Source organism: Paenibacillus sp. JNUCC32 (genome assembly GCF_014863545.1).
GTDB lineage: Bacteria > Bacillota > Bacilli > Paenibacillales > Paenibacillaceae > Paenibacillus_AQ > Paenibacillus_AQ lautus_A.
This window is the reverse complement of the sequence record NZ_CP062260.1, coordinates 3642531-3662143: the sequence shown is the minus strand read 5'-3', so window position 1 is coordinate 3662143 and position 19613 is coordinate 3642531. Positions and strand designations below refer to the sequence as shown.

18 protein-coding genes and 1 other RNA gene are annotated in these 19613 nt (G+C 51.5%); 17 read left to right on the top strand and 2 right to left on the bottom strand.

Annotated elements, in window-relative coordinates; genetic code table 11:
• Nucleotides 1–261: 261 nt before the first annotated feature.
• From glyQ to JNUCC32_RS16480, 9 genes are all read left to right on the top strand, one after another.
• A complete protein-coding gene (gene glyQ, locus JNUCC32_RS16520) occupies nucleotides 262–1149 on the top strand; it encodes a glycine--tRNA ligase subunit alpha (RefSeq protein ID WP_015734204.1) in 888 nt (295 codons plus the stop codon).
• Nucleotides 1142–3217: a glycine--tRNA ligase subunit beta gene (gene glyS, locus JNUCC32_RS16515; RefSeq protein WP_096773048.1), complete on the top strand. Its 2076-nt coding sequence runs from the start codon at nucleotides 1142–1144 to the stop codon at nucleotides 3215–3217. The genes glyQ and glyS overlap by 8 nt, the downstream gene beginning before the upstream one ends.
• 213 nt (nucleotides 3218–3430) lie before the next feature.
• Complete coding sequence (locus JNUCC32_RS16510; RefSeq protein WP_096773049.1) at nucleotides 3431–3907, top strand: YaiI/YqxD family protein; 477 nt, start codon at nucleotides 3431–3433, stop codon at nucleotides 3905–3907.
• A 41-nt stretch (nucleotides 3908–3948) separates the two neighbouring features.
• Nucleotides 3949–5766, top strand: coding sequence for a DNA primase (gene dnaG, locus JNUCC32_RS16505; RefSeq protein WP_015734206.1), 1818 nt, complete (start codon nucleotides 3949–3951; stop codon nucleotides 5764–5766).
• A gap of 42 nt (nucleotides 5767–5808) precedes the next feature.
• A complete protein-coding gene (gene rpoD, locus JNUCC32_RS16500; RefSeq protein ID WP_036666181.1) occupies nucleotides 5809–6939 on the top strand; it encodes an RNA polymerase sigma factor RpoD in 1131 nt (376 codons plus the stop codon).
• A 262-nt stretch (nucleotides 6940–7201) separates the two neighbouring features.
• Nucleotides 7202–7960 carry a tRNA (adenine(22)-N(1))-methyltransferase gene (locus JNUCC32_RS16495; protein WP_192569231.1) on the top strand — a complete coding sequence of 253 codons (759 nt, stop codon included), beginning with the start codon at nucleotides 7202–7204 and terminating at the stop codon, nucleotides 7958–7960.
• Nucleotides 7936–9051, top strand: a complete 1116-nt coding sequence (locus JNUCC32_RS16490; RefSeq protein WP_036666052.1) for a Nif3-like dinuclear metal center hexameric protein — start codon at nucleotides 7936–7938, stop codon at nucleotides 9049–9051. Before JNUCC32_RS16495 ends, JNUCC32_RS16490 begins: the two co-directional genes overlap by 25 nt.
• Nucleotides 9052–9139: 88 nt before the next feature.
• Nucleotides 9140–9546, top strand: an RNA gene (gene rnpB / locus JNUCC32_RS16485) — RNase P RNA component class A.
• A gap of 314 nt (nucleotides 9547–9860) precedes the next feature.
• Entirely contained in the window at nucleotides 9861–10139 is a 279-nt protein-coding gene (locus JNUCC32_RS16480) for a hypothetical protein (protein WP_192569230.1), read from the top strand.
• Between the two features lie 68 nt (nucleotides 10140–10207).
• Here the strand turns inward: JNUCC32_RS16480 and JNUCC32_RS16475 are convergent, their stop codons facing one another.
• Complete coding sequence (locus JNUCC32_RS16475; RefSeq protein WP_192569229.1) at nucleotides 10208–12136, bottom strand: S8 family peptidase; 1929 nt, start codon at nucleotides 12134–12136, stop codon at nucleotides 10208–10210.
• 254 nt (nucleotides 12137–12390) lie between these two features.
• On the opposite strand from JNUCC32_RS16475, the gene JNUCC32_RS16470 reads away from it, so the two are divergent.
• The 6 genes from JNUCC32_RS16470 (at nucleotide 12391) to thiI (ending at nucleotide 17098) form a co-directional block, all read left to right on the top strand.
• Nucleotides 12391–12897: a YpuI family protein gene (locus JNUCC32_RS16470; RefSeq protein ID WP_009592128.1), complete on the top strand. Its 507-nt coding sequence runs from the start codon at nucleotides 12391–12393 to the stop codon at nucleotides 12895–12897.
• A 138-nt stretch (nucleotides 12898–13035) separates the two neighbouring features.
• Nucleotides 13036–13260 carry a DUF1540 domain-containing protein gene (locus JNUCC32_RS16465; protein WP_006209042.1) on the top strand — a complete coding sequence of 75 codons (225 nt, stop codon included), beginning with the start codon at nucleotides 13036–13038 and terminating at the stop codon, nucleotides 13258–13260.
• Between the two features lie 69 nt (nucleotides 13261–13329).
• Nucleotides 13330–13692 carry a hypothetical protein gene (locus JNUCC32_RS16460; RefSeq protein ID WP_009592139.1) on the top strand — a complete coding sequence of 121 codons (363 nt, stop codon included), beginning with the start codon at nucleotides 13330–13332 and terminating at the stop codon, nucleotides 13690–13692.
• Between the two features lie 152 nt (nucleotides 13693–13844).
• On the top strand, nucleotides 13845–14534 hold the full coding sequence (locus tag JNUCC32_RS16455) for a lytic transglycosylase domain-containing protein (protein WP_192569228.1): 690 nt from the start codon (nucleotides 13845–13847) through the stop codon (nucleotides 14532–14534).
• 168 nt (nucleotides 14535–14702) lie between these two features.
• The gene (locus JNUCC32_RS16450) at nucleotides 14703–15863 is read left to right on the top strand and encodes a cysteine desulfurase family protein (protein WP_192569227.1); all 1161 of its coding nucleotides are present in this window, start codon (nucleotides 14703–14705) and stop codon (nucleotides 15861–15863) included.
• Complete coding sequence (gene thiI, locus JNUCC32_RS16445) at nucleotides 15860–17098, top strand: tRNA uracil 4-sulfurtransferase ThiI (protein WP_096773055.1); 1239 nt, start codon at nucleotides 15860–15862, stop codon at nucleotides 17096–17098. Before JNUCC32_RS16450 ends, thiI begins: the two co-directional genes overlap by 4 nt.
• A gap of 131 nt (nucleotides 17099–17229) precedes the next feature.
• Here thiI and JNUCC32_RS16440 read toward each other — a convergent pair whose 3' ends face one another.
• Nucleotides 17230–17922: a TerC family protein gene (locus JNUCC32_RS16440; RefSeq protein WP_096773056.1), complete on the bottom strand. Its 693-nt coding sequence runs from the start codon at nucleotides 17920–17922 to the stop codon at nucleotides 17230–17232.
• Nucleotides 17923–18050: 128 nt separating this feature from the next.
• Here JNUCC32_RS16440 and JNUCC32_RS16435 point away from each other — a divergent pair, with 128 nt between their 5' ends.
• Together JNUCC32_RS16435 and JNUCC32_RS16430 are read left to right on the top strand one after the other, a co-directional pair.
• Nucleotides 18051–18713, top strand: a complete 663-nt coding sequence (locus tag JNUCC32_RS16435; RefSeq protein WP_036666043.1) for a TerC family protein — start codon at nucleotides 18051–18053, stop codon at nucleotides 18711–18713.
• Nucleotides 18714–18971: 258 nt separating this feature from the next.
• The gene (locus tag JNUCC32_RS16430) at nucleotides 18972–19484 is read left to right on the top strand and encodes a hypothetical protein (protein ID WP_090911800.1); all 513 of its coding nucleotides are present in this window, start codon (nucleotides 18972–18974) and stop codon (nucleotides 19482–19484) included.
• Nucleotides 19485–19613 lie beyond the last annotated feature (129 nt).

Here is a 19613-nt window from a genome sequence, read left to right as displayed (position 1 = left end):
GGGCGGTGGAAGCCTGGCGGGAGATATTCATGAACAGGGCACCCGGGAGCATGGTGAAACGATAAAGTGGGTTTTGCTTATCGCTGGAGATCGTCAGATCACTCGGCGGCATAAGCAAGGCCAAGTAGGGTGGAACCGCGGGAAGCTACAGCTCTCGTCCCTATGTCTGTACAACAGGCGTAGGACGAGAGCTTTTTGTTGTACAGAGAAATGTTAGCATGATGGATTGGATTCGAAAAAGAAAACAAAGGAGCTAAAATCATGAATTTCCAGCAGATGATTTTGACGCTGCAGCAATTTTGGGCGGAACAGAATTGCATCATCGTGCAGCCGTACGACACGGAAAAAGGCGCCGGTACGATGAACCCGATGACGTATTTGCGTTCGATCGGACCTGAGCCGTGGAACGTGGCTTATGTTGAGCCTTCCCGTCGCCCGGCCGACGGCCGCTATGGGGAGAACCCGAACCGTTTGTATCAGCATCACCAATTCCAGGTCATTCTCAAACCTTCGCCTGACAATATCCAGGAGCTGTATTTGGAGAGCCTGAAGCGTCTTGGCATCAATCCGCTTGATCATGACATCCGTTTTGTCGAGGACAACTGGGAAGCGCCAACGCTCGGTGCATGGGGCTTGGGCTGGGAAGTATGGCTCGATGGTATGGAGATCACGCAGTTTACGTATTTCCAACAGGTTGGCGGCATTGACGCCAATCCGGTGGCTGTGGAGATTACCTACGGCATGGAGCGCCTTGCATCCTACATCCAGGATAAAGAGAACGTGTTCGATCTGGAGTGGGTAGACGGCATTACCTACGGAGACGTGTTCCATCAGCCGGAATTCGAGCATTCGAAGTATACCTTTGAGGTGTCCGACGTGAAGATGCTGTTTACGCTGTTTAACATGTACGAGGAAGAAGCGAATAAAGCGATGAACCAGCATCTGGTGTTCCCCGCTTATGATTATGTGCTGAAATGCTCGCATACGTTCAACCTTCTGGATGCCAGAGGCGCGATCAGCGTAACGGAGAGAACGGGATACATCATGCGCGTGCGCAACCTGGCTCGTCAGGTAGCTGCCACGTATTTGGAGGAGCGCGAGAAGCTGGGCTTCCCGCTGATTAAGAAAGGGGGCGCAGAGCATGTCTAAGGATTTATTGTTTGAAATCGGCCTGGAAGAAGTGCCGGCGAGATTTCTGCGCGCCGCGATGGAGCAGCTTCAGGACAAGTTGGTCAAATGGCTGGATGCTTCCAGAATCGCGCATGGCGAAGTCACGGCATTTGCCACCCCGCGCCGCTTGGCGGTATGGGTTCAGAACGTTGCGGATAAGCAAGAGGACGTCAGCGAGGAAGTGAAAGGGCCTTCCCGCAAGATCGCTCTCGATGACAGCGGGCAATGGAGTAAGGCGGCTCTTGGTTTTGCCAAAAGCCAGGGCGTTGATCCCGAGAGCTTTACGTTTAAGGAGCTCGGCGGAGTCGAGTATATTTACGTGACGAAGAATAGCGTCGGCGTGGATACGAAGTCCATCCTGTCCGAAGGACTGCTTGGAATACTGACTTCGATGACATTTCCGAAAAACATGCGCTGGGGAGCGCACGAATTCAAATTCGTCCGTCCGATTAAGTGGATGGTCGCGATGCTGGGCAGCGAGACGGTAGATCTGGAAATTACGGGCGTGAAGGCCGGTAACGTAACTCGCGGGCATCGTTTCCTTGGCGGAGAAGCCGTAATTCCGGAAGCGTCTGCTTACCGGGACGTGCTTCGCGAACAGCATGTTATCGTCGATGTGAATGAGCGCCAGGAGATGATCGTTTCGCAGATCCAGGCGCTGGCCCAGGAGAAGGACTGGAATATCGCGATCAAGGATGACCTGCTTGAGGAGGTATTGTTCCTGGTTGAGACTCCAACCGTGCTGTACGGATCGTTCGACTCCTCATTCCTTCATATTCCGCAGGAAGTATTGATCACTTCCATGCGTGAGCATCAGCGGTATTTCCCGGTGCTGGATAAGCAGGGACAATTGCTTCCGTATTTCGTAACGGTTCGCAGCGGGGACAGCCGCTCCCTCGACGTGATTGCGAGAGGAAACGAGAAGGTGCTGCGGGCCCGGTTATCGGACGCGAAATTCTTCTATGAGGAAGACCAGAAGCTTCAGATCAAGGATGCCCTGTCGAAGCTGGAGAGCATCGTTTTCCATGAAGAGCTGGGGACGATCGGCGATAAAGTCCGCAGAATACGCCGGATATCGGACCAACTGTCCGCGAAGCTTAACGTTTCTGCTGACGCAGCCGATTCCGTGAGCCGTGCGGCCGATATTTGCAAATTCGATCTGGTGACGCAGATGGTCTATGAGTTCCCTGAATTGCAAGGGGTCATGGGAGAGGATTACGCAAGAAAAGCCGGTGAGAAGGAGCATGTGGCCAAAGCGGTGTTCGAGCATTACCAGCCTCGCTTTGCCGGCGATTCGGTGCCTTCCACGATGGTGGGTTCCATCGTGAGCATCGCGGATAAAATCGACACCATCGTGGGATGCTTCTCCATCGGCATTATTCCGACTGGCTCCCAGGATCCTTACGCACTCCGGCGTCAGGCTGCGGGCATCGTTCAGATCATCTTGGAGCACAAACTTCCGGTGACTTTATCCGACGTGTTCGGCGTGGCGCTCGAGGTTCACGAGAACATTCGCGTATTGAAGCGATCGACTGACGAAATCCGCAAAGACCTTAAGGAGTTCTTCGGGCTTCGCGTGAAGAAGCTGTTGTCCGAAGACCAGCGTTATGATGTGGTGGATGCGGTCATTACGGCCGGATTCGATCATGTGGTGTCCGTCGTATCCCGCGGCCATGCGCTGATGAATGCCGTGGAGAGCGTCCAGGATTTCAAAACGACGGTAGAGTCCTTCAACCGGGTCAGCAATTTGGCTGCCAAGGCGGGCAAGGCCGCCGTCAACGCCGAACTGTTCACGGAATCGGAAGAAAACAAGCTTTATGAAGCTTGGAACGCGATTCGCGCAGATTACCATGCCGCGCTGCAGGCAGCGGACGGCGAACGTTCATTGTCCTTGCTGAGTGGACTGAGGGAGCCGATTACCGGGTTCTTTGATTCGGTCATGGTGATGGCTGAAGACGAAGCGGTTCGGGCCAATCGCCTTGCGCTGCTCTCCGGCATCGACGGTGACTTGAAGCGGTATGCCGATTTCACGAAATTGGTGTGGTAGTAGTGACAGCATGATTTTGCAAATGGTATAATGTATTGTTCAGTGAAAGCGACAGCCCGCGGTTCAGCGCGGGATGGCGCTTTCGCTATGAACGGACGGATTCAAGCAAGGGCAAGGTCATTGTTTATTTGGGCAGCAGGATTTTAATCGGCCAAAGACGTATATAATAATATACAGCATAATAAGGACCCAAGATTAAGATAAGAGCCGGTGATGCGTATGAACGAAAGCTCCATTTCGATCGTGGTTGACGGGGATGCTTGTCCAGTCAAGAAGGAAATCGCAGAGACTGCTCGTACATTCCGTGTGCCGGTGCTGCTTGTTTCTTCCTACGATCATCTGCTGCAAGCCGAAGAAGGGGTTACGACGATCCAGGTGGACCGGAGTGATCAAAGTGCCGACCTCTACATCGCCAACCACATATCCAGGGGGGATATCGTGGTGACGCAGGATTATGGACTGGCTGCGCTTGCGCTTGCCAAATCATGCCACGTGATCTCCTTTCGCGGCCGTATTTTCCATAATACGGATATCGATTTCATGCTGGATTCCCGTCACCATCAGGCGAAGGCGAGGAAACAAGGAAGGTATGGCAAAGGGCCCAAGAAACTGCTTGACGAAGACCGGAGGTTTTTTCAACATAAACTGACAAAACTTTTGCGTGAATTGCAGGAGAATGTCCACCCGTAGCGAATACTATTTACGTGCCAAAAGAGATGAAGGTGGTTTGGATGAGTACCGGACAAGGCAATATTCCGGATGATGTCATTGAGGAAGTACTGGCCAAAAGCGATATTGTGGATACGGTCAGCAAATACGTGCATCTTACCAAACAGGGGAAATACCTGAAGGGCTTGTGCCCATTTCACTCAGAGAAGACTCCTTCCTTTACGGTTACACCGGAACGCCAAATCTTTTACTGCTATGGCTGCGGTAAGGGCGGAAACGCCATTAAGTTTAGAATGGAAATCGAAGGATTTTCTTTTCCCGAAGCCGTCAAGACAATGGCAGAAGAGAATGATATCTCGTTGCCGGAAGGTCAAGGAGTTCCCGTAATTCCTCGTAATCCGGAAAAAGAACGTTTGATTGAAGCGTATGAGCTTAGCGCCAAGCTGTACCATTTCCTGCTGAAGAATACGGAACATGGTACGGAAGCCATGAAGTATTTAAGAGCCCGCGGAATGAACGACAAGATGATTGATCAGTTTCAAATCGGTTATGCGCCTGATCGTTGGGACACGCTGGTTCAGTTCCTGACCAAACGCTCCTTTGACTTGAAAGAGATGGAAAGAGGCGGTTTATTATCCGCAAGACATGAACAAGAAGGCTATCTCGACCGTTTTCGCGGACGAATCATGTTTCCGATACATGACCGCAGCGGCAAGGTCATCGCGTTTGCTGGCAGAATACTGGGGGACGGTCAACCGAAGTACCTGAATTCCCCGGAGACACTTCTATTTAATAAGAGCCGCACATTGTACAACCTGCACCAGGCCAAAACATCCATACGCAAATTGCGTCAAATTCTGTTATTCGAAGGATACGGCGATGTCATTTCGTCATGGGAAGCAGGACTGCACAACGGTGTGGCAACGATGGGAACCTCTCTAACGGAAAACCAAGTGGCAATCATGAAATCGGTGGCTGAAGAAGTTGTTGTTGTCTATGATGGCGATAAAGCCGGCATGGCCGCCGCGTCAAAAGTCATTCCAATGCTGGAAGGCGTTGGTCTCAAGGTACGAATCGCTTTGGTGAACGAAGGAATGGACCCGGATGATTATATCCGCAAGTTCGGTCCCGAGCGTTTCAGGCATGTGGTAGAAACAGCCGTTTCAACAACAAAATTTAAACTTATATATCTGAAGAAAAACCATATACTGCTAGAAGAAGATGGTAAAATTGCGTACGCCAAAGAGGCACTGCCCATTATCGCCGTACTGGATTCCTCAACCGAACGGGAGGTTTATTTGAGGGAATTATCCTCCGAGCTTCATCTTTCCTACGAAAGTCTTAAGCAGGATTGCAATCTGCTTCGGCAATCGATGCAAAAAAAGATGGGCGATGGGGATAATAAGGAAAAAAGGTGGAATAATGGTAGGCATAAAAAAGGGCGCCAGCCCGCCCCGGCACTTCTGCCTGCTTACCATGCTGCAGAACGGCGGCTGCTGTCGCTGATGCTGCAGGATGCGGAGGCCGCGCGATACGTTGGCGATCGCCTGGGAGAAGCGTTTAATATTGAAGATCATGCGGCAATCGCTGCTTATCTATATGCTTTTTACGCACAGGGCAAATCCCCGGATATCAGCCGTTTCATGTCATCGCTCCAAGACGATCGTTTGGAAATGACGGTCAGCTCGATCATGATGATGGAAGCACCCGCCGAGTGGAACGTTCAAGTGCTCGATGATTGCATACGCGAGGTGCTGAAATTTCCGCAGCAGAGAGAGATCGACCAGAAAAAAGAAGAAATGATAAAAGCGGAGCGCTCAGGTGATTTTTTGCGAGCCGCGCAAATTGCAAGTGAGATTATCGCCCTAGAAAGACAATGAAGCCCCGCGCATTGCTGTTTCTAGGGAGGAGGGAGTCGAATGATGGCGAATGATCAGCATACTGAACTAGAAACGGAATTTACGCTGGATCAAGTCAAGGATCAGTTGATTGAACAGGGTAAAAAGAGATCCGTATTAAGCTATAAAGATATTATGGAGAAATTGTCGCCATTTGATCAGGACACGGAGCAGATGGAAGAGTTCTATGAGCAGCTGGCCGACCTGGGCATCGATGTGGTAAATGAAAATGACGAAGAGGGCCCTCACCGGCAATCGGGAGATTCCGAATCCCATGATAATGAGGATTTTGGATTTGACGACGATCTTTCACTGCCTCCGGGGATCAAGATTAACGACCCGGTTCGGATGTACCTGAAGGAAATTGGACGGGTTCCGCTGTTGTCCGCGGATGATGAGATCGAGCTTGCCAACCGGATTGAACAGGGAGATGAAGAAGCCAAGCGCCGTCTGGCCGAAGCCAACCTGCGTCTCGTCGTAAGTATTGCGAAGCGTTATGTGGGTCGTGGAATGCTGTTCCTGGATTTGATTCAGGAGGGCAACATGGGTTTGATCAAAGCCGTGGAGAAATTCGATTACAAAAAAGGCTTCAAATTCAGTACGTATGCGACTTGGTGGATTCGCCAAGCGATCACGCGCGCGATCGCGGACCAGGCCCGTACCATCCGTATTCCCGTGCATATGGTAGAGACCATCAACAAGCTGATTCGTGTATCCAGACAGCTTCTGCAGGAGCTTGGACGTGAGCCTTCGCCGGAGGAAATTGCTGCAGAGATGGAACTCAGCGTTGAGAAAGTCCGGGAGATCATGAAGATTGCCCAAGAACCGGTTTCGCTGGAAACGCCGATCGGCGAAGAGGACGATTCCCATCTTGGGGATTTCATCGAGGATCAGGAAGCACTCGCTCCTGCTGACGCGGCTGCGTACGAGCTTCTGAAGGAACAGCTCGAGGATGTGCTGGATACGCTGACAGAGCGCGAGGAGAATGTCCTTCGCCTTCGTTTCGGACTCGATGACGGCCGCACAAGAACGCTGGAAGAGGTCGGCAAAGTATTCGGCGTTACGCGTGAACGGATACGGCAGATCGAAGCCAAAGCGCTCCGTAAGCTTCGTCACCCGAGCCGCAGCAAACGGTTAAAGGATTTTCTCGAATAGCTTAATCCACGGACCTTCTGCAGTAACGCAGCAGGTCCTTTTTTTCGAATGCAAGCAGGGTGAATGAGGTTTCTTGGTTCTGGAATTTCTTCCTGCATTTGTTGTATTGGTCTTTATTTTAGCTCTTTTCCAGACCCATTGCAAATGACTTGGCACCCGGTTGGTTTGCCGGATTTGCGGGTTTGCAGTTTGGTATCGTGTCTGTTAGGGTAATGAATAGATCGTGGATTGAACGAAAATATGGAATGTAAGGGTGTCAGCATTGAAATTATCAAGAAGATTAACGAAAATTCTGGAGAAGATTCCTCGCGGCAGCAAACTTGCAGATATCGGTTCGGATCATGCCTTGCTGCCCGTGGCTGCCGTGGAGTGCGGAGCTGCGGTTCAAGCTGTCGCCGGTGAGGTAAACCCAGGCCCATACGATGCTGCCGTCAAGCAGGTCATCGAATCAGGGATGACCGATGTCATCAGCGTGCGAAAAGGGGACGGATTGAATGTGCTCTCGGCCGGTGAGGCGGACGTGATTACCATTGCCGGCATGGGCGGCAGCCTGATTGCAGCGATTCTGGATCGCGGGATCGAGAAGCTGGCCGGCGTTCGCAGGCTTGTTTTACAGCCGAACGTGGGAGAGGACATTTTGCGCAGATGGTTGCATTCCCATGGCTGGGTGCTGATCGAGGAATGGATTCTGGAGGAAGACGGAAAAATTTACGAGGTGCTGGTCGCCGAGCCTTCGGATACAACCGACCTGACGAATGAACAGGTATACAAGGAAAGGACGATCGGAGACGGTGTCCGGCTTTCTGCGGACTGGCTGTTCCGTATGGGGCCTTGGTTGACGCAATCCCCGAATCCGGTTTTCCACGATAAATGGACGTCGGAGATGGAGAAGATGGGGTATATACTACAGTCGCTATCGCGTTCGGATCTGCCCACGGCAGCCGATAAGGCGAGCGAGATTCGATCGGATATCGAGTTTATTCAGGAGGTGCTGGCATGCTTGCCAAAGGACAAACCGTAATTCAATTCATGGAACAACTGGCCCCGAAGCACGTGGCCGAACCCGAGGACCGGATCGGGCTCCAGCTCGGAACTTTGCAAAAGGACATCCGCACGGTGCTGATTGCACTGGACGTGAATGACGAAGTGGTGGATGAAGCCATAGAGCTTGGGGCTGACCTGATTATCGCGCATCATGCGATTATCTACCGTCCGCTGAAGCAGCTGCAGACGGATACGCCGATGGGCAAGGTATACGAGAAGCTGATCAAACACGACATCGCGGTCTATGTAAGCCATACCAATCTGGACGTAACCGAGGGCGGCATGAACGATTGGATGGCGGAGGCGCTGGGCATCGAGGATACGTCGCCCATCCATGACATGCATAACGAGCAGCTGTCCAAGCTGGTGGTGTTTGTTCCGAAGAGCCACCATCAAGAGGTGCTGGATGCCGTGCTCGGAGCCGGCGCAGGCTGGATCGGAAATTACAGCCACTGCAGCTTCAATATCGAGGGCTTCGGCACCTTCGTTCCAAGAGAAGGCAGCACCCCTTTTCAAGGCAAGGAAGGAAAGATGGAACGGGCAGACGAGGTCCGGATCGAAACGATTGTTCCCCACACGATTAAGAACAAGGTCATCCAGGCTATGCTGAAGGCGCATCCTTATGAAGAGGTTGCCTACGATCTGTATAACATGGACCTGAAGGGAAGATCCCTCGGTCTTGGACGGGTCGGGAAGCTGAAGGAGCCCCTGACGCTGGCTGAGTTGGTCGACGTGGTAAAAGAGAAGCTGGAGGTCCCTCATGTTCGCGTAGTAGGAGAACTCGACCGTACCATACGCAAGGCAGCCGTTATAGGCGGCTCCGGAGGACGCTACATGATGAAGGCGCTGTTTCGGGGAGCAGACGTGCTGGTAACTGGGGATGTGGATTATCATACGGCACAGGACGCGCTGGCCGCAGGACTTACAATCATTGATCCGGGCCACAATGCCGAGAAGATCATGAAAGTCAAAGTTGCCGAGTGGATGGAGCAGAAGCTCCAGGAGCATAAGTACGAAACTCGGGTCGTGGCTTCCCGCATCAACACGGAGCCGTTCCAGTTTGTTTGATTTCGGAATGGGAAAATAATCAGCTGTTGTTAATGTTTAATGGTTGTGTACCGCATGGAATCACGATATAATATGTAATGTTGTCCGGAAAGTTTGACAGACAATCGCTGGCGGCCTCAAAGCCGCGAGAGGAAAGTCCGGGCTCCATAGGGCAGGGTGCTGGATAACGTCCAGTCAGCGCGAGTTGAAGGATAGTGCCACAGAAATGGACCGCCGATGGCCGCCTTAGGGCGGCACAGGCAAGGATGGAACCGAGGTGTAAGAGACCCCGAGGAACGCTGGTGACTTCGTTCCTGGTAAACCCCACCTGGAGCAAGACCTAATGGGACGCAGTCTCCTTCGAGGAGACAGCCTTAGCCCGAGGCGCGTCCGGGTTGGTCGCTTGAGCCGATTAGTAATGATCGGCCTAGATAGATGATTGTCGCTTATGGTGGCAGGGTAGTTCCCGCTATGACCACGAAGAGCACAGAACCCGGCTTACGGAAAACTTTCCCAACTGCACAACGATTTTATGAATATGCTATGGTACAAACGCGTATTTTCTTTTCACTCCTTGCGGGGGTGTATAGGAAATGCGCGTTTTTTCAAGTATCAGAAAGTATAAACTTCGAAGCTTGGGTCTTCCTGATATCGCAAGAAAAACTTCCTCTAACCGTGGTCTGTCTTCTGAGAAAGTACGTCGATAGACGTTTTTCTTCTGGATTTGTGAAAATATTGGGAGATCATGTGCCCTGTACGGATAATCGTCCATACCAAATAGCCCTTGGGATAATAAGCTATAATCATCAACGGAAAGGAGATGCAAACACATGTCTTGTCATAACGATTATCCATGTCCTCCGGTGTCCCCGATTGTGTGCGAACCGATTGTAGTCGTGAGAGACCACTATGTACCGCAAATCGTACCGGTTATTCATCCTATAAAAGTGGTGGATAAGATTCACTGCGTCCCGGTAGAAAAACATCTGTACACGTACAGCGAAGAAGAAGTCGTAACCGAAAATGGAGGCTATGGCGGCGTTACGGTATCCGGCAAGCGTTCCAAGAAAGCTACAGTGCGTACCAGCCGTACCCGCCGGAAGAAATAAACGTGACGGCATTGCCTCGGATCATGAATAAAGCAGCCAACGCGAGAGGGCGGAAGCTGCTTTATTCTTTATCTTTTATCGTTTGAGCCGTTTAGTTTGCGGAGCTCTTGCTCCAGATTGCGAAGGGTATGGCCGGGCCACATTTGAAGAGGCACTTCAGGGGCGCCAACCGACTTCAAGGACTGGAAGATGTCGATCTGACCATGACCGTAATATTTATCCCTTCCCTTGTCGCCAAGATCCACCGCTTGATTGATCATGACGTCCATGACCTCTTGATTGGTCAGGTCAGGATTAAGGGAACGGATGAGCCCCGCCATGGCGGCTGCATGGGGACTGGCCATGGAGGTCCCGGACAGAGCGGCATATTGATTTCCCGGGAAGGTGCTTGCGATATTGGTCCCTGGAGCGGCCACATCGATGTAATCGCCGTAGTTGGAATATTCCGCCCGCTTCTGATTGGAATCCGTTGCGGCGACAGCCAACACCTCCGGATAGGCGGCAGGATAGCCGGGGCGCTCCGTGTTGTCGTTGCCTGATGCGGCAACAAGCACAACGTCGCGATCATAGGCGTATTTAACGGCATCATGCAGGAACTGGGAGTCGGCATAGTTGCCAAGACTCATATTGATTACCTTGGCTCCGTGATCCGTGGCCCAAATAATGCCTTCCGCGACAGCATAGGTTGTTCCCGATCCGGATCCGTCGAGCGCTTTGACCGGCATGATTTTGTTGTACCAGCTAACGCCCGCAACGCCTTCGCCGTTGTTGACCAGGGCACCGATGATCCCGGCTACGTGCGTCCCGTGCCCCACATCATCCAGCGGCTGTTTGTCTTTCTCGACAATGTTGTATCCTTCCACCAGTTGTCCGTCCAAATCGGAATGCTGAAGATCCACCCCTGTGTCAATTACGGCGATGATGACATCTTCGCTGCCTTTGGACAGATCCCAGCCCCGGTTTGTCTCGATGACGGGCAGATTCCACTGATATTCCGAAAACAGGAGATCATTCGGAATATTGACTTGGGCATTCGCCCCATCCGGGAAATCCGAGTTAACCCGGGATTGAGGGCTGCGATCATTGGTTAAATAAATGTAGTGAGGCTCCGTGTATTTGATTTTCCACTTCTGCTGGAAATAGGAGCGAAGCTTCTGGTAATCCATATCTTTGGAACGGAAAACATAGGCATAACCCAGTTTCCTTGGCGTTTCGCATGATATTTCCTTGGAGATATCCAACAGCTGCTGCTTTGACGGTTCATTTTGAAAGGACACCACGATTTCATTTTCGTAAAAATGACTGGCCTTTTCATTATCATGGCCGGTTTTGACGGTGATGTCGGAGAGGGTATCCGCATGGATGGACTCGACCCGGAATTTTCCTTCCTTCGGATACGGAATTAAGCGGAGATTCCGCTTCTGGTGATTGCTTACCTCTTGGAGCACGGCTTGATTGACCAGGGCGGCAGCGCCATATCTGCCATCCTTGGACGGTTCGGCCACAACAAAATAAGGCTGCCCCGCCGCGTTGAATTTGGGGGAATCATAAGGTTCCCCGCGTTTCAATTTCTGCTGCGCCAGTTGAAAATGATGGGCGATCCGATTTTTGTCGGTTTTGCTCATTTTGGGAAGCTGGCCTTGAATGTCCGCCATCTTGTTTTCCTTGAGGTTATACCAGCGTACTTGCTGAAAATGCTTGTGCATCTTTTGCTCTTTCTGCGTATACGCCTTGACTTGCCCCGCGCTGCGCAAAGAATCATTGTTCAGCATTTTGCGGAGGTGTCCCCTGGCATCGAGACGGTTTAATTGATCCGTTGCCTGGATATCGCCCAGCATGGTAAAATGCTTGGCCTTGTTCTCCTGCTGGGGTTTTAAGGGCCGTGACGGTTCAGCTGTTGGAGCCGGCTGTTTCGAGCCGGGGATGAACAGCAAGATCAAAAGCGCGCCAATAACTGACGCTGCCCCTATAATGCTCCAAAAGGTACGAGATTTCACATATTTTCCTCCTCGCCGCATTTCAGGATGTAAGTAATCTTAGCGTGGGAAGAGTGTATCCTTTTTATGCGTGCAAGAAATCTTTAGTCAATAAGAGTGAATACGCCAAAAAAATGTACTAAAAATAACCTTGTAAGTGTATTCATGATAGGGATTTCGTTATCCCAAAATTTGTGTTAGGATAGTACATATTAGCATGACCGTCAGGCCGTTTTGGCCTGCAGGTCACAACCATTTAAGGGGGATCTATCGTAATGCCAGCAGACAATCTTCAGAAATTATGCTCAGAATCCAGAGAAAAGTTGAAATCTGCTATTTCGATTATGGAAACGTTTTTGAATGAACATGCTTTATCTCAATTGGTAACGGAACAGGACGAGGAAACCGTTCACTTTTACAAAGGATTTCTGTCGGATGTTCGCCATTTGCTCGTATTTTCTGAAGTTTCCTATGAGAAGCTAGGCGTTGTACAGCGTCGCCCTAATTTTGATATCGATTTTGCCGAGAAGGCTTTGTATAATTTGTATCATCGCTGCGTGAACAGCTTCTTCTATCCCAAAAATGAAAGTTATTCCGAAGATGGCCGTTACGCCTACACCGGACAGGATGCCATCCGTTTCCGGAAGAAGCCGGTACGTCCCGCACGTGACGTCATCATGAACATTACCAAGATTTATGAAGAGCTTCGCGACGATCTTGCTTATTACGAGAGCGATTATTTGACGGAGCGCCGGATGCAATCCGAGAGAAGCCACGCTTAGTATAATTATGGAAGACTCAAGAGATGCCAGCCGTTGGCATCTCTTTTTTGCGTTCCGCGCCTAAGGCACCAACTGACAATCGTTATCGTGCATACCGGCCCTAAACATAGGAAAAAATGTTGACGAGGTGATGCTAAAATGGCCAACGAAGCCAAACCATTAGTGAAGTGCAGTGTCAGCAATTGCCATTACTGGGGAGAACAAAATTTATGTCATGCCGAGATGATTATGATCGAGATTGACCGTCATGCGAATGTGAAACTTAACGAAGAGTATGGGGCAGAGCCTTACGTAGACGATCATCAGGATGTTGCTGACAAGTCTTCCGAGACCTGCTGTCTGACCTTCAAGCCGAAGGGCTGACGGGCACAAGCTCCGGATAAAGTCCGGGTGCCGGGCACTTTAGGATGATGGAAATGGAGGAAGCGAGCTATGGATAAAAAACATCGCAAAAATAAAATGAAGGTTGTTCAAGGCAAGCGAAACCGGGTAGACTTCCCGCGGAAGGATCACCGCGAGGAATATGCTGCCGAGGTGGCTCCGCCGATGGAAACTTCGGTACGGCATGCAGACGAGGATAAGACGGATCTCTCCACCGGCCGGGCGGTCGGATACGTAGGCCTGGTATTAGGGATTGCCTCCTTGTTCATGTGGTCGGTCATTCTCGGACCTATCGCGGCTGTCGTGGGTTATTACGCATACAGCAAAGGCAGCAGAACGACAGGTGCTTGGTCCATAGGACTCGGCATTCTGGCGACGCTCAGTTATTTTATCTTGATTCCTTTCAGCAGATAATGATTGATTTATTTATCATCGTTTAATATGGGCGGGTCAACCGGGAAGGGTTGGTCCGCCTATTTTTTGTCGAATAGGTATAGCAGATTGTTCCAGTTCCGTGATAAAATAAGGACAAGTTTGAAATTTAACGGCAGAAAGTGAGTTAAACGATGCAAATAGATCCGATATCATGGAAGCAAATGACGGATGTATCACAGATGAATACGAATTCCACCGAATCGTCAGCCGGATTTGTCAATGTGCTGAGCAGCCTGCTTAACGAAGAATCCACTTCCAAACCGGTTGAACGTTCCATGACACAGCTGGCGCCCGGCGTCACCTTTAAGGACGGGCTGTTGTGGCAGCAGTTAGGCGTTGTGAATGAATCCGTTTCGTCGAGCACCTCGATAGAAGCAGTGGTCAACGACACCGGGGCAACAAAGCCTACGACTTTTGAGGATTTAATCACGGCGGCAGGGGAACGCTATGGCGTGCCGGTATCGTTGATCAAAGCGGTCATCGACGCGGAATCCTCGTTTAATCCGCATGCGGTCTCGTCTGCAGGTGCCAAGGGACTGATGCAGCTCATGGACGGTACGGCGAGAGGACTTGGGGTAAGCAACCCTTTTGATCCGGCTCAGAACATCGAGGGCGGCACCAAATATTTGTCCAATCTGATCCAACGGTTTGGCGGAGAGATAGCCATGGTGCTTGCTGCCTATAATGCAGGACCGACACGCGTCGCGGGTTTGGGTGTATCCAGCGATGAAGAGCTGATGTCCGTGGCTCATGAATTGCCCAAGGAAACCCAGGCATACATTAGCAAAGTCATGAACGCCCAGTCGAAATACGCATTGTAGTCCGATTGGGGCGAATAGTAATCTGATAGAGGATCAAACGATAAGCGCCGCTTTGCCCAAGGCAAGATGGAGTGCGGCTTTACCGTTTGGTCTTTTTGTGTAAATATAAAGGTCTGGAATCATAAGCTATGCAATCTGCGATGCGTAAGATGGAAAGGGGAAATTACCTTGATATATTGGGATCACGCTGCAACGACCCCTCCTTTTGATGAAGTGGTGGACACGATGGCGGAAGTCATGAAGCTTCATTATGCCAACCCGTCAGCCCTTCACCGTTCAGGCGAAGCGGCCGCCAAATTGCAGAAAAGGGCAAGAGAGGTGTGCGCAGCCGCGCTGGACGTTCAGCCGGATGAGATCGTATTTACGTCCGGGGCAACCGAGGGCAATAACATGGCGATAAAAGGGGCTGCGATGCAGTACAGCAGCCGGGGCAAGCATATCATCACGACGGGAACCGAGCACCCGTCCGTATATGAATGCTGCAGACAGTTGGAAACGCTGGGCTGGGAAGTGACGTACCTTCCCGTGGATGCCGAAGGCATGGTGGATCTGGCTGCCTTGAGCGAAGCGGTCCGTAAAGATACGGTGCTGGTCAGCATCATGCATGTGAATAATGAAACGGGGGCCGTACAGCCGCTTGAGGAAGTGGGGCGTATCGTGAAGGAACGGAACCCGCGCACGCTGCTGCATGTCGATGGCGTACAGGGATTCGGCAAGGTCCCGGTCTCGCTATCCGGGTGGCAGGCCGATTTGTACAGCTTGTCCGCACATAAGTTCAACGGTCCAAGGGGAATGGGGGTGCTGTACATCAGGCGAGGCGTCCAGCTCTTTCCCTTGATATCCGGCGGATCCCAGGAGAGCGGGCATCGGGCGGGCACGGAGAATGTTGCCGGAGCGGTAGCGATGTCGAAGGCCATGCGATTGTCCAGGGAAAATCAGCCTGAGCTTTATGCCAGGATGACGGAGATCAGGGAGCTGCTGTTTCAGGGCATCCGCAAAATTCCGGGCTTGGTGTTAAACAGCAGCGAGCAGAGCGCACCGCACATCATTCATTTTTCGTATCCGGGATTAAAACCCGAGGTGATGGTCCATGCTCTGGAAGAGATGGGCATGCTCGTATCGACCAAATCGGCTTGTTCGTCCAAATTCAGCGAACCCAGCCGGGTGCTGTTGGCGATGGGAAAAGACAGGGAGGCAGCTTCCTCCGGAATTCGTATCAGTCTTGGCAAGGAGCATCAGCTGGGCGATGCAGCGCGGCTGGTCGAGGTATTGGCGAAAGTTTGCGGGAACCTGCGTCCCGTCATAGAAAGAGAGGGTAATCGGAGATGACTTACGATAAACTGCTGCTTCGCTTTGGCGAGTTTACCCTGAAAGGCAAAAACCGCAACCGGTTCGAGAGATCGGTGCTGAATCATATTCGAAGCGTGCTCAGACCGTATCCGGGCGCGAAAATCATCAAGGAATACGGCCGCCTGTACGTCGAGCTTAACGGAGAGTCTCCCGAGGCGCTGATTCAAGTGCTGAAGAAGGTATTTGGCCTGGTTTCCATCAGTCCGGTTCGCGTTTGTTCTTCGGAACCTGAACGCATTATCGAAACAGCGGTTGAATTTGTGGGGCAGAAGGAACTGGAAGGCACGGTAACCTTCAAGGTCAATGCCAGAAGAGTATGGAAGCAATTCCCTCATTCCTCGCAAGAGATGAATCATTTGGTCGGATCGCCATTGCTGCGGACCTATCCCCAGCTTAAAGTGAAAGTGAAGCAGCCCGATATGGAGCTGCGCGTGGAAATTCGGGAGAACGAGACGTATTTGTACTATGAAGTGATTCCCGGCGCCGGCGGTTACCCCCTTGGTACGAACGGGAAGGCGATGCTGCTCCTCTCCGGAGGAATTGACAGTCCTGTAGCGGGCTGGTCAGCGATGCGCAGGGGACTTGAAATTGAGTGCGTCCACTTCTACAGCTTCCCCTACACCAGCCAGCTTGCGAAGGAAAAGGTCATGGAGTTAACGAGGCTGTTATCGGGCTATACAGGAAAAATCAAGCTTCACCTGGTGCCGTTTACCGATGTGCAGACCTCCTTTGTCGGCATCGGCCAGGATAATCTGATCATTACTTTTATGCGCAGAGCCATGTTACGGATTGCTTCCTCGCTTGCTGAGCGGGAAGGGGCACTGGCGATCGTGACCGGGGATAGCTTAGGACAAGTGGCCAGCCAAACGCTGCCGAGCATGAATGTGATCGGAAGAGCTACCGAGCTGCCGCTGCTCCGGCCGCTCGTCATGATGGATAAGAACGACATCATCAACATTGCGATGGACATCGGCACATTTGACACGTCGATTCTGCCGTATGAGGATTGCTGCACGTTGTTTGTTCCTAAATCGCCGACGACCAATCCGAATCTGAAGATTATCGAGAAGGTGGAGGCTTCGCTTACCGAGCTGCCTGCCTTGATTCAAGCGGCGGTTGAAGGCACGGAGACCGTGATCATCACGCCGGACAGTAAGATCGGCGAGCTTGGCGAGAAGCGTGAGGAGCCCGTAGTCAACGAAGACTGGTTCTAAATCGGGTATGAAGCTGCGGCCGCCATGGCGCCGCCGACAGAGCGTCTTATGCTATTCGATTAGATAAAAACCATAAAACGCCCCGAGGCTTACGATAAGCCTCGGGGCGTTTTTATGGTATGTTGAGACCGTTAGGACAGGGTGGACGACTGACGGCGAGCGGCTGATTTTTTTTTCAGATGTCCTGCCGTCAGCACGCCGACGATGATGGCGGCAATGAACAGATACTTTATAATCTGGTGCCCTTCAAAGTACCCCATAAAATGCTTCTCCTCGGTAATCATGGAGGATGCCGTATATGCAAGCACCGCTGAACCTACATAGATAATCCATGGGAAGCGGTTGATCAGCTTGATGAACAGGGTGCTGCCCCATACCACGATGGGAACGCTGATGAGCAGGCCCAGGGTTACAAGGATCATGTTATGTTTGGCCGCGCCGGCAACGGCAATGACGTTGTCCAGGCCCATGGCGGCATCGGCTACGATGATGGTGCGGATGGCCGCGCCCAGGTTGCTGCCAGCCTTGATATTGCCGTGATCATTATTGTCGTCGGTCAACAGCTTGTAAGCAATGCCGATCAGGAGCACGCCTCCCACAAGCAGCAGCCAAGGGATGTTGAGCAGCCAGACGACAAGGATGGTGGCTATGATGCGGAGAATTACAGCACCTGCCGTACCGTAGATAATGGCTTTTTTCTGGGTTTCCTTCGGAAGATTGCGTGCCGCCAGGCCGATCACGATGGCGTTGTCCCCGGCCAATATCAAATCCAAAAACACAATGTTGATTAATGCAAGAAAAAATTCAGCGGCTGTGGTTTCCATGAATGTCACTCCTCTTAGAATACGTTCCACCATTAAACAAAGTGGATTTATTATAGGCCTATTTTTCCCGATGTGCAAGCATAGCCTGGACAAAAACCACATATGTGTAGAGTGGGGGTGTTGTTCTGGTGGAGACGATTTTTTTGTTGGGACAAATATTAGTGATCAATCTTGTACTCAGCGGCGACAATGCCTTGGTCATTGCTATGGCCAGCAAGGATCTTCCGGAAATACACCGCAAACGGGCCGTTTGGATCGGGACGGCGGGGGCCGTACTTTTGCGCTGCATTCTGACTTTTGTGGCCGTTCTGCTGTTGAAAATTCCGTTTCTGCAGGCTGGCGGCGCATTGCTGCTCATCTGGATCGCGGTCAAACTGATGATGCAAAAGGAACATGATCCTGCGAGCATGGCCAGGGCTTCCACGATATGGGGCGCGGTCAATACGATTCTGATCGCCGATTTTGTCATGAGCCTGGACAATGTCTTGGCAATCGCGGGGCTTGCCAATGGCGATCTCTCCCTGATTGTCATCGGGATTATATTAAGCATTCCAATTGTTGTATGGGGAAGCGGGATGATCTCCAGGCTGCTTCAAAAGTTTCCCGTACTGCTCTATATAGGTGCCGGTATTCTAGCTTTTACAGCAGGCGAAATGCTCATACAGGATTCTCGCGTCGGCCTGCTGCTGGCTTATTGGATGCCCTATGCGCACAGCTTGCTGCCGATTATCGTGGCGGGTTTCGTTGTTCTCATCGGCGGATTGCAGACGGTAAGACGGACCGGCGCGTAAACGGGGACATTACTGCAGGCTGCGGTGTTGGACATACTCATGCGGAAGCCGTAAACCGGATAAATGGACGACTGTCTCTCGCAGTCGTCCATTTCTTGTGATGCTAGGCCGATGCCTCGTGGGCCGGGCGGGGTAATTTTTAAGCGGAACAAGCTCGGGATATGGTTTTTTTTGTCGGTTTGGGCTAAAATTAACGTAACTGCTTCTGTTAGAAACCGCTGTTTATGGTGATACATATATTGAAGAGAGGGTGATCAAATGTCCTCCAGAAAAGATTTGGCATTGGGTATTTTCATCGTTGTCGCTGGAGTCGTTATTTTGCTCGGCAAGCTTGGCGTGTTCGGATTTCTGGGCAGAACGTTATGGCCGCTCGTCCTGCTGCTGCCGGGTATTTTTTTGCATATCCTGTTTTTTGGTCGCCGGGCTTCTGCCGCCGTACTGATACCGGGCGGCATTCTGACGGTATACGGGCTTCTGTTCCTCATATGCAATATCGGCGGCTGGGGACTAATGGCCTCACTATGGCCTGTTCTCATTCTCGGTGTGGCCGTAGGCCTGTTTGAGTATTATCTGTACGAGAGCCCGCGTCCCGGCGCTGCACTGCCGATTGCGCTTGGTCTGACGGCGCTTTCCGTTGTGATATTCATCTTCACCTGGCTTCAGACAGGAGCGTTCTACATTATTGCGCTGATCTTGATCGCGGCGGGCGCTTGGATGATCTTCGGCCGCAATCGTTCGAGACGCAATAATAAATGGAGCCGAGGCTGGTAATCGGGAAGAGGTAAAAGTTGCTGGAAGTTTTCTGAAAAGACTTGATTTTCCCGCTCGTTTACCTATATTATAGGATGTATGTTGAAGCGTCGGCATGTCGTCCGGCGCTTTCTTTGTGGCTCATTCGAA

Coding starts and splice junctions, on each gene's coding strand:
- glyS (WP_096773048.1), top strand. CDS start 1,142: ATGTCTAAGGATTTATTGTTTGAAATCGGCCTGGAAGAAGTGCCGGCG.
- JNUCC32_RS16430 (WP_090911800.1), top strand. CDS start 18,972: ATGTCCTCCAGAAAAGATTTGGCATTGGGTATTTTCATCGTTGTCGCT.
- JNUCC32_RS16480 (WP_192569230.1), top strand. CDS start 9,861: ATGTCTTGTCATAACGATTATCCATGTCCTCCGGTGTCCCCGATTGTG.
- JNUCC32_RS16465 (WP_006209042.1), top strand. CDS start 13,036: ATGGCCAACGAAGCCAAACCATTAGTGAAGTGCAGTGTCAGCAATTGC.
- JNUCC32_RS16455 (WP_192569228.1), top strand. CDS start 13,845: ATGCAAATAGATCCGATATCATGGAAGCAAATGACGGATGTATCACAG.
- JNUCC32_RS16510 (WP_096773049.1), top strand. CDS start 3,431: ATGCGTATGAACGAAAGCTCCATTTCGATCGTGGTTGACGGGGATGCT.
- JNUCC32_RS16440 (WP_096773056.1), bottom strand. CDS start 17,922: ATGGAAACCACAGCCGCTGAATTTTTTCTTGCATTAATCAACATTGTG.
- JNUCC32_RS16490 (WP_036666052.1), top strand. CDS start 7,936: ATGCTTGCCAAAGGACAAACCGTAATTCAATTCATGGAACAACTGGCC.
- dnaG (WP_015734206.1), top strand. CDS start 3,949: ATGAGTACCGGACAAGGCAATATTCCGGATGATGTCATTGAGGAAGTA.
- rpoD (WP_036666181.1), top strand. CDS start 5,809: ATGGCGAATGATCAGCATACTGAACTAGAAACGGAATTTACGCTGGAT.
- JNUCC32_RS16460 (WP_009592139.1), top strand. CDS start 13,330: ATGGATAAAAAACATCGCAAAAATAAAATGAAGGTTGTTCAAGGCAAG.
- JNUCC32_RS16470 (WP_009592128.1), top strand. CDS start 12,391: ATGCCAGCAGACAATCTTCAGAAATTATGCTCAGAATCCAGAGAAAAG.
- thiI (WP_096773055.1), top strand. CDS start 15,860: ATGACTTACGATAAACTGCTGCTTCGCTTTGGCGAGTTTACCCTGAAA.
- glyQ (WP_015734204.1), top strand. CDS start 262: ATGAATTTCCAGCAGATGATTTTGACGCTGCAGCAATTTTGGGCGGAA.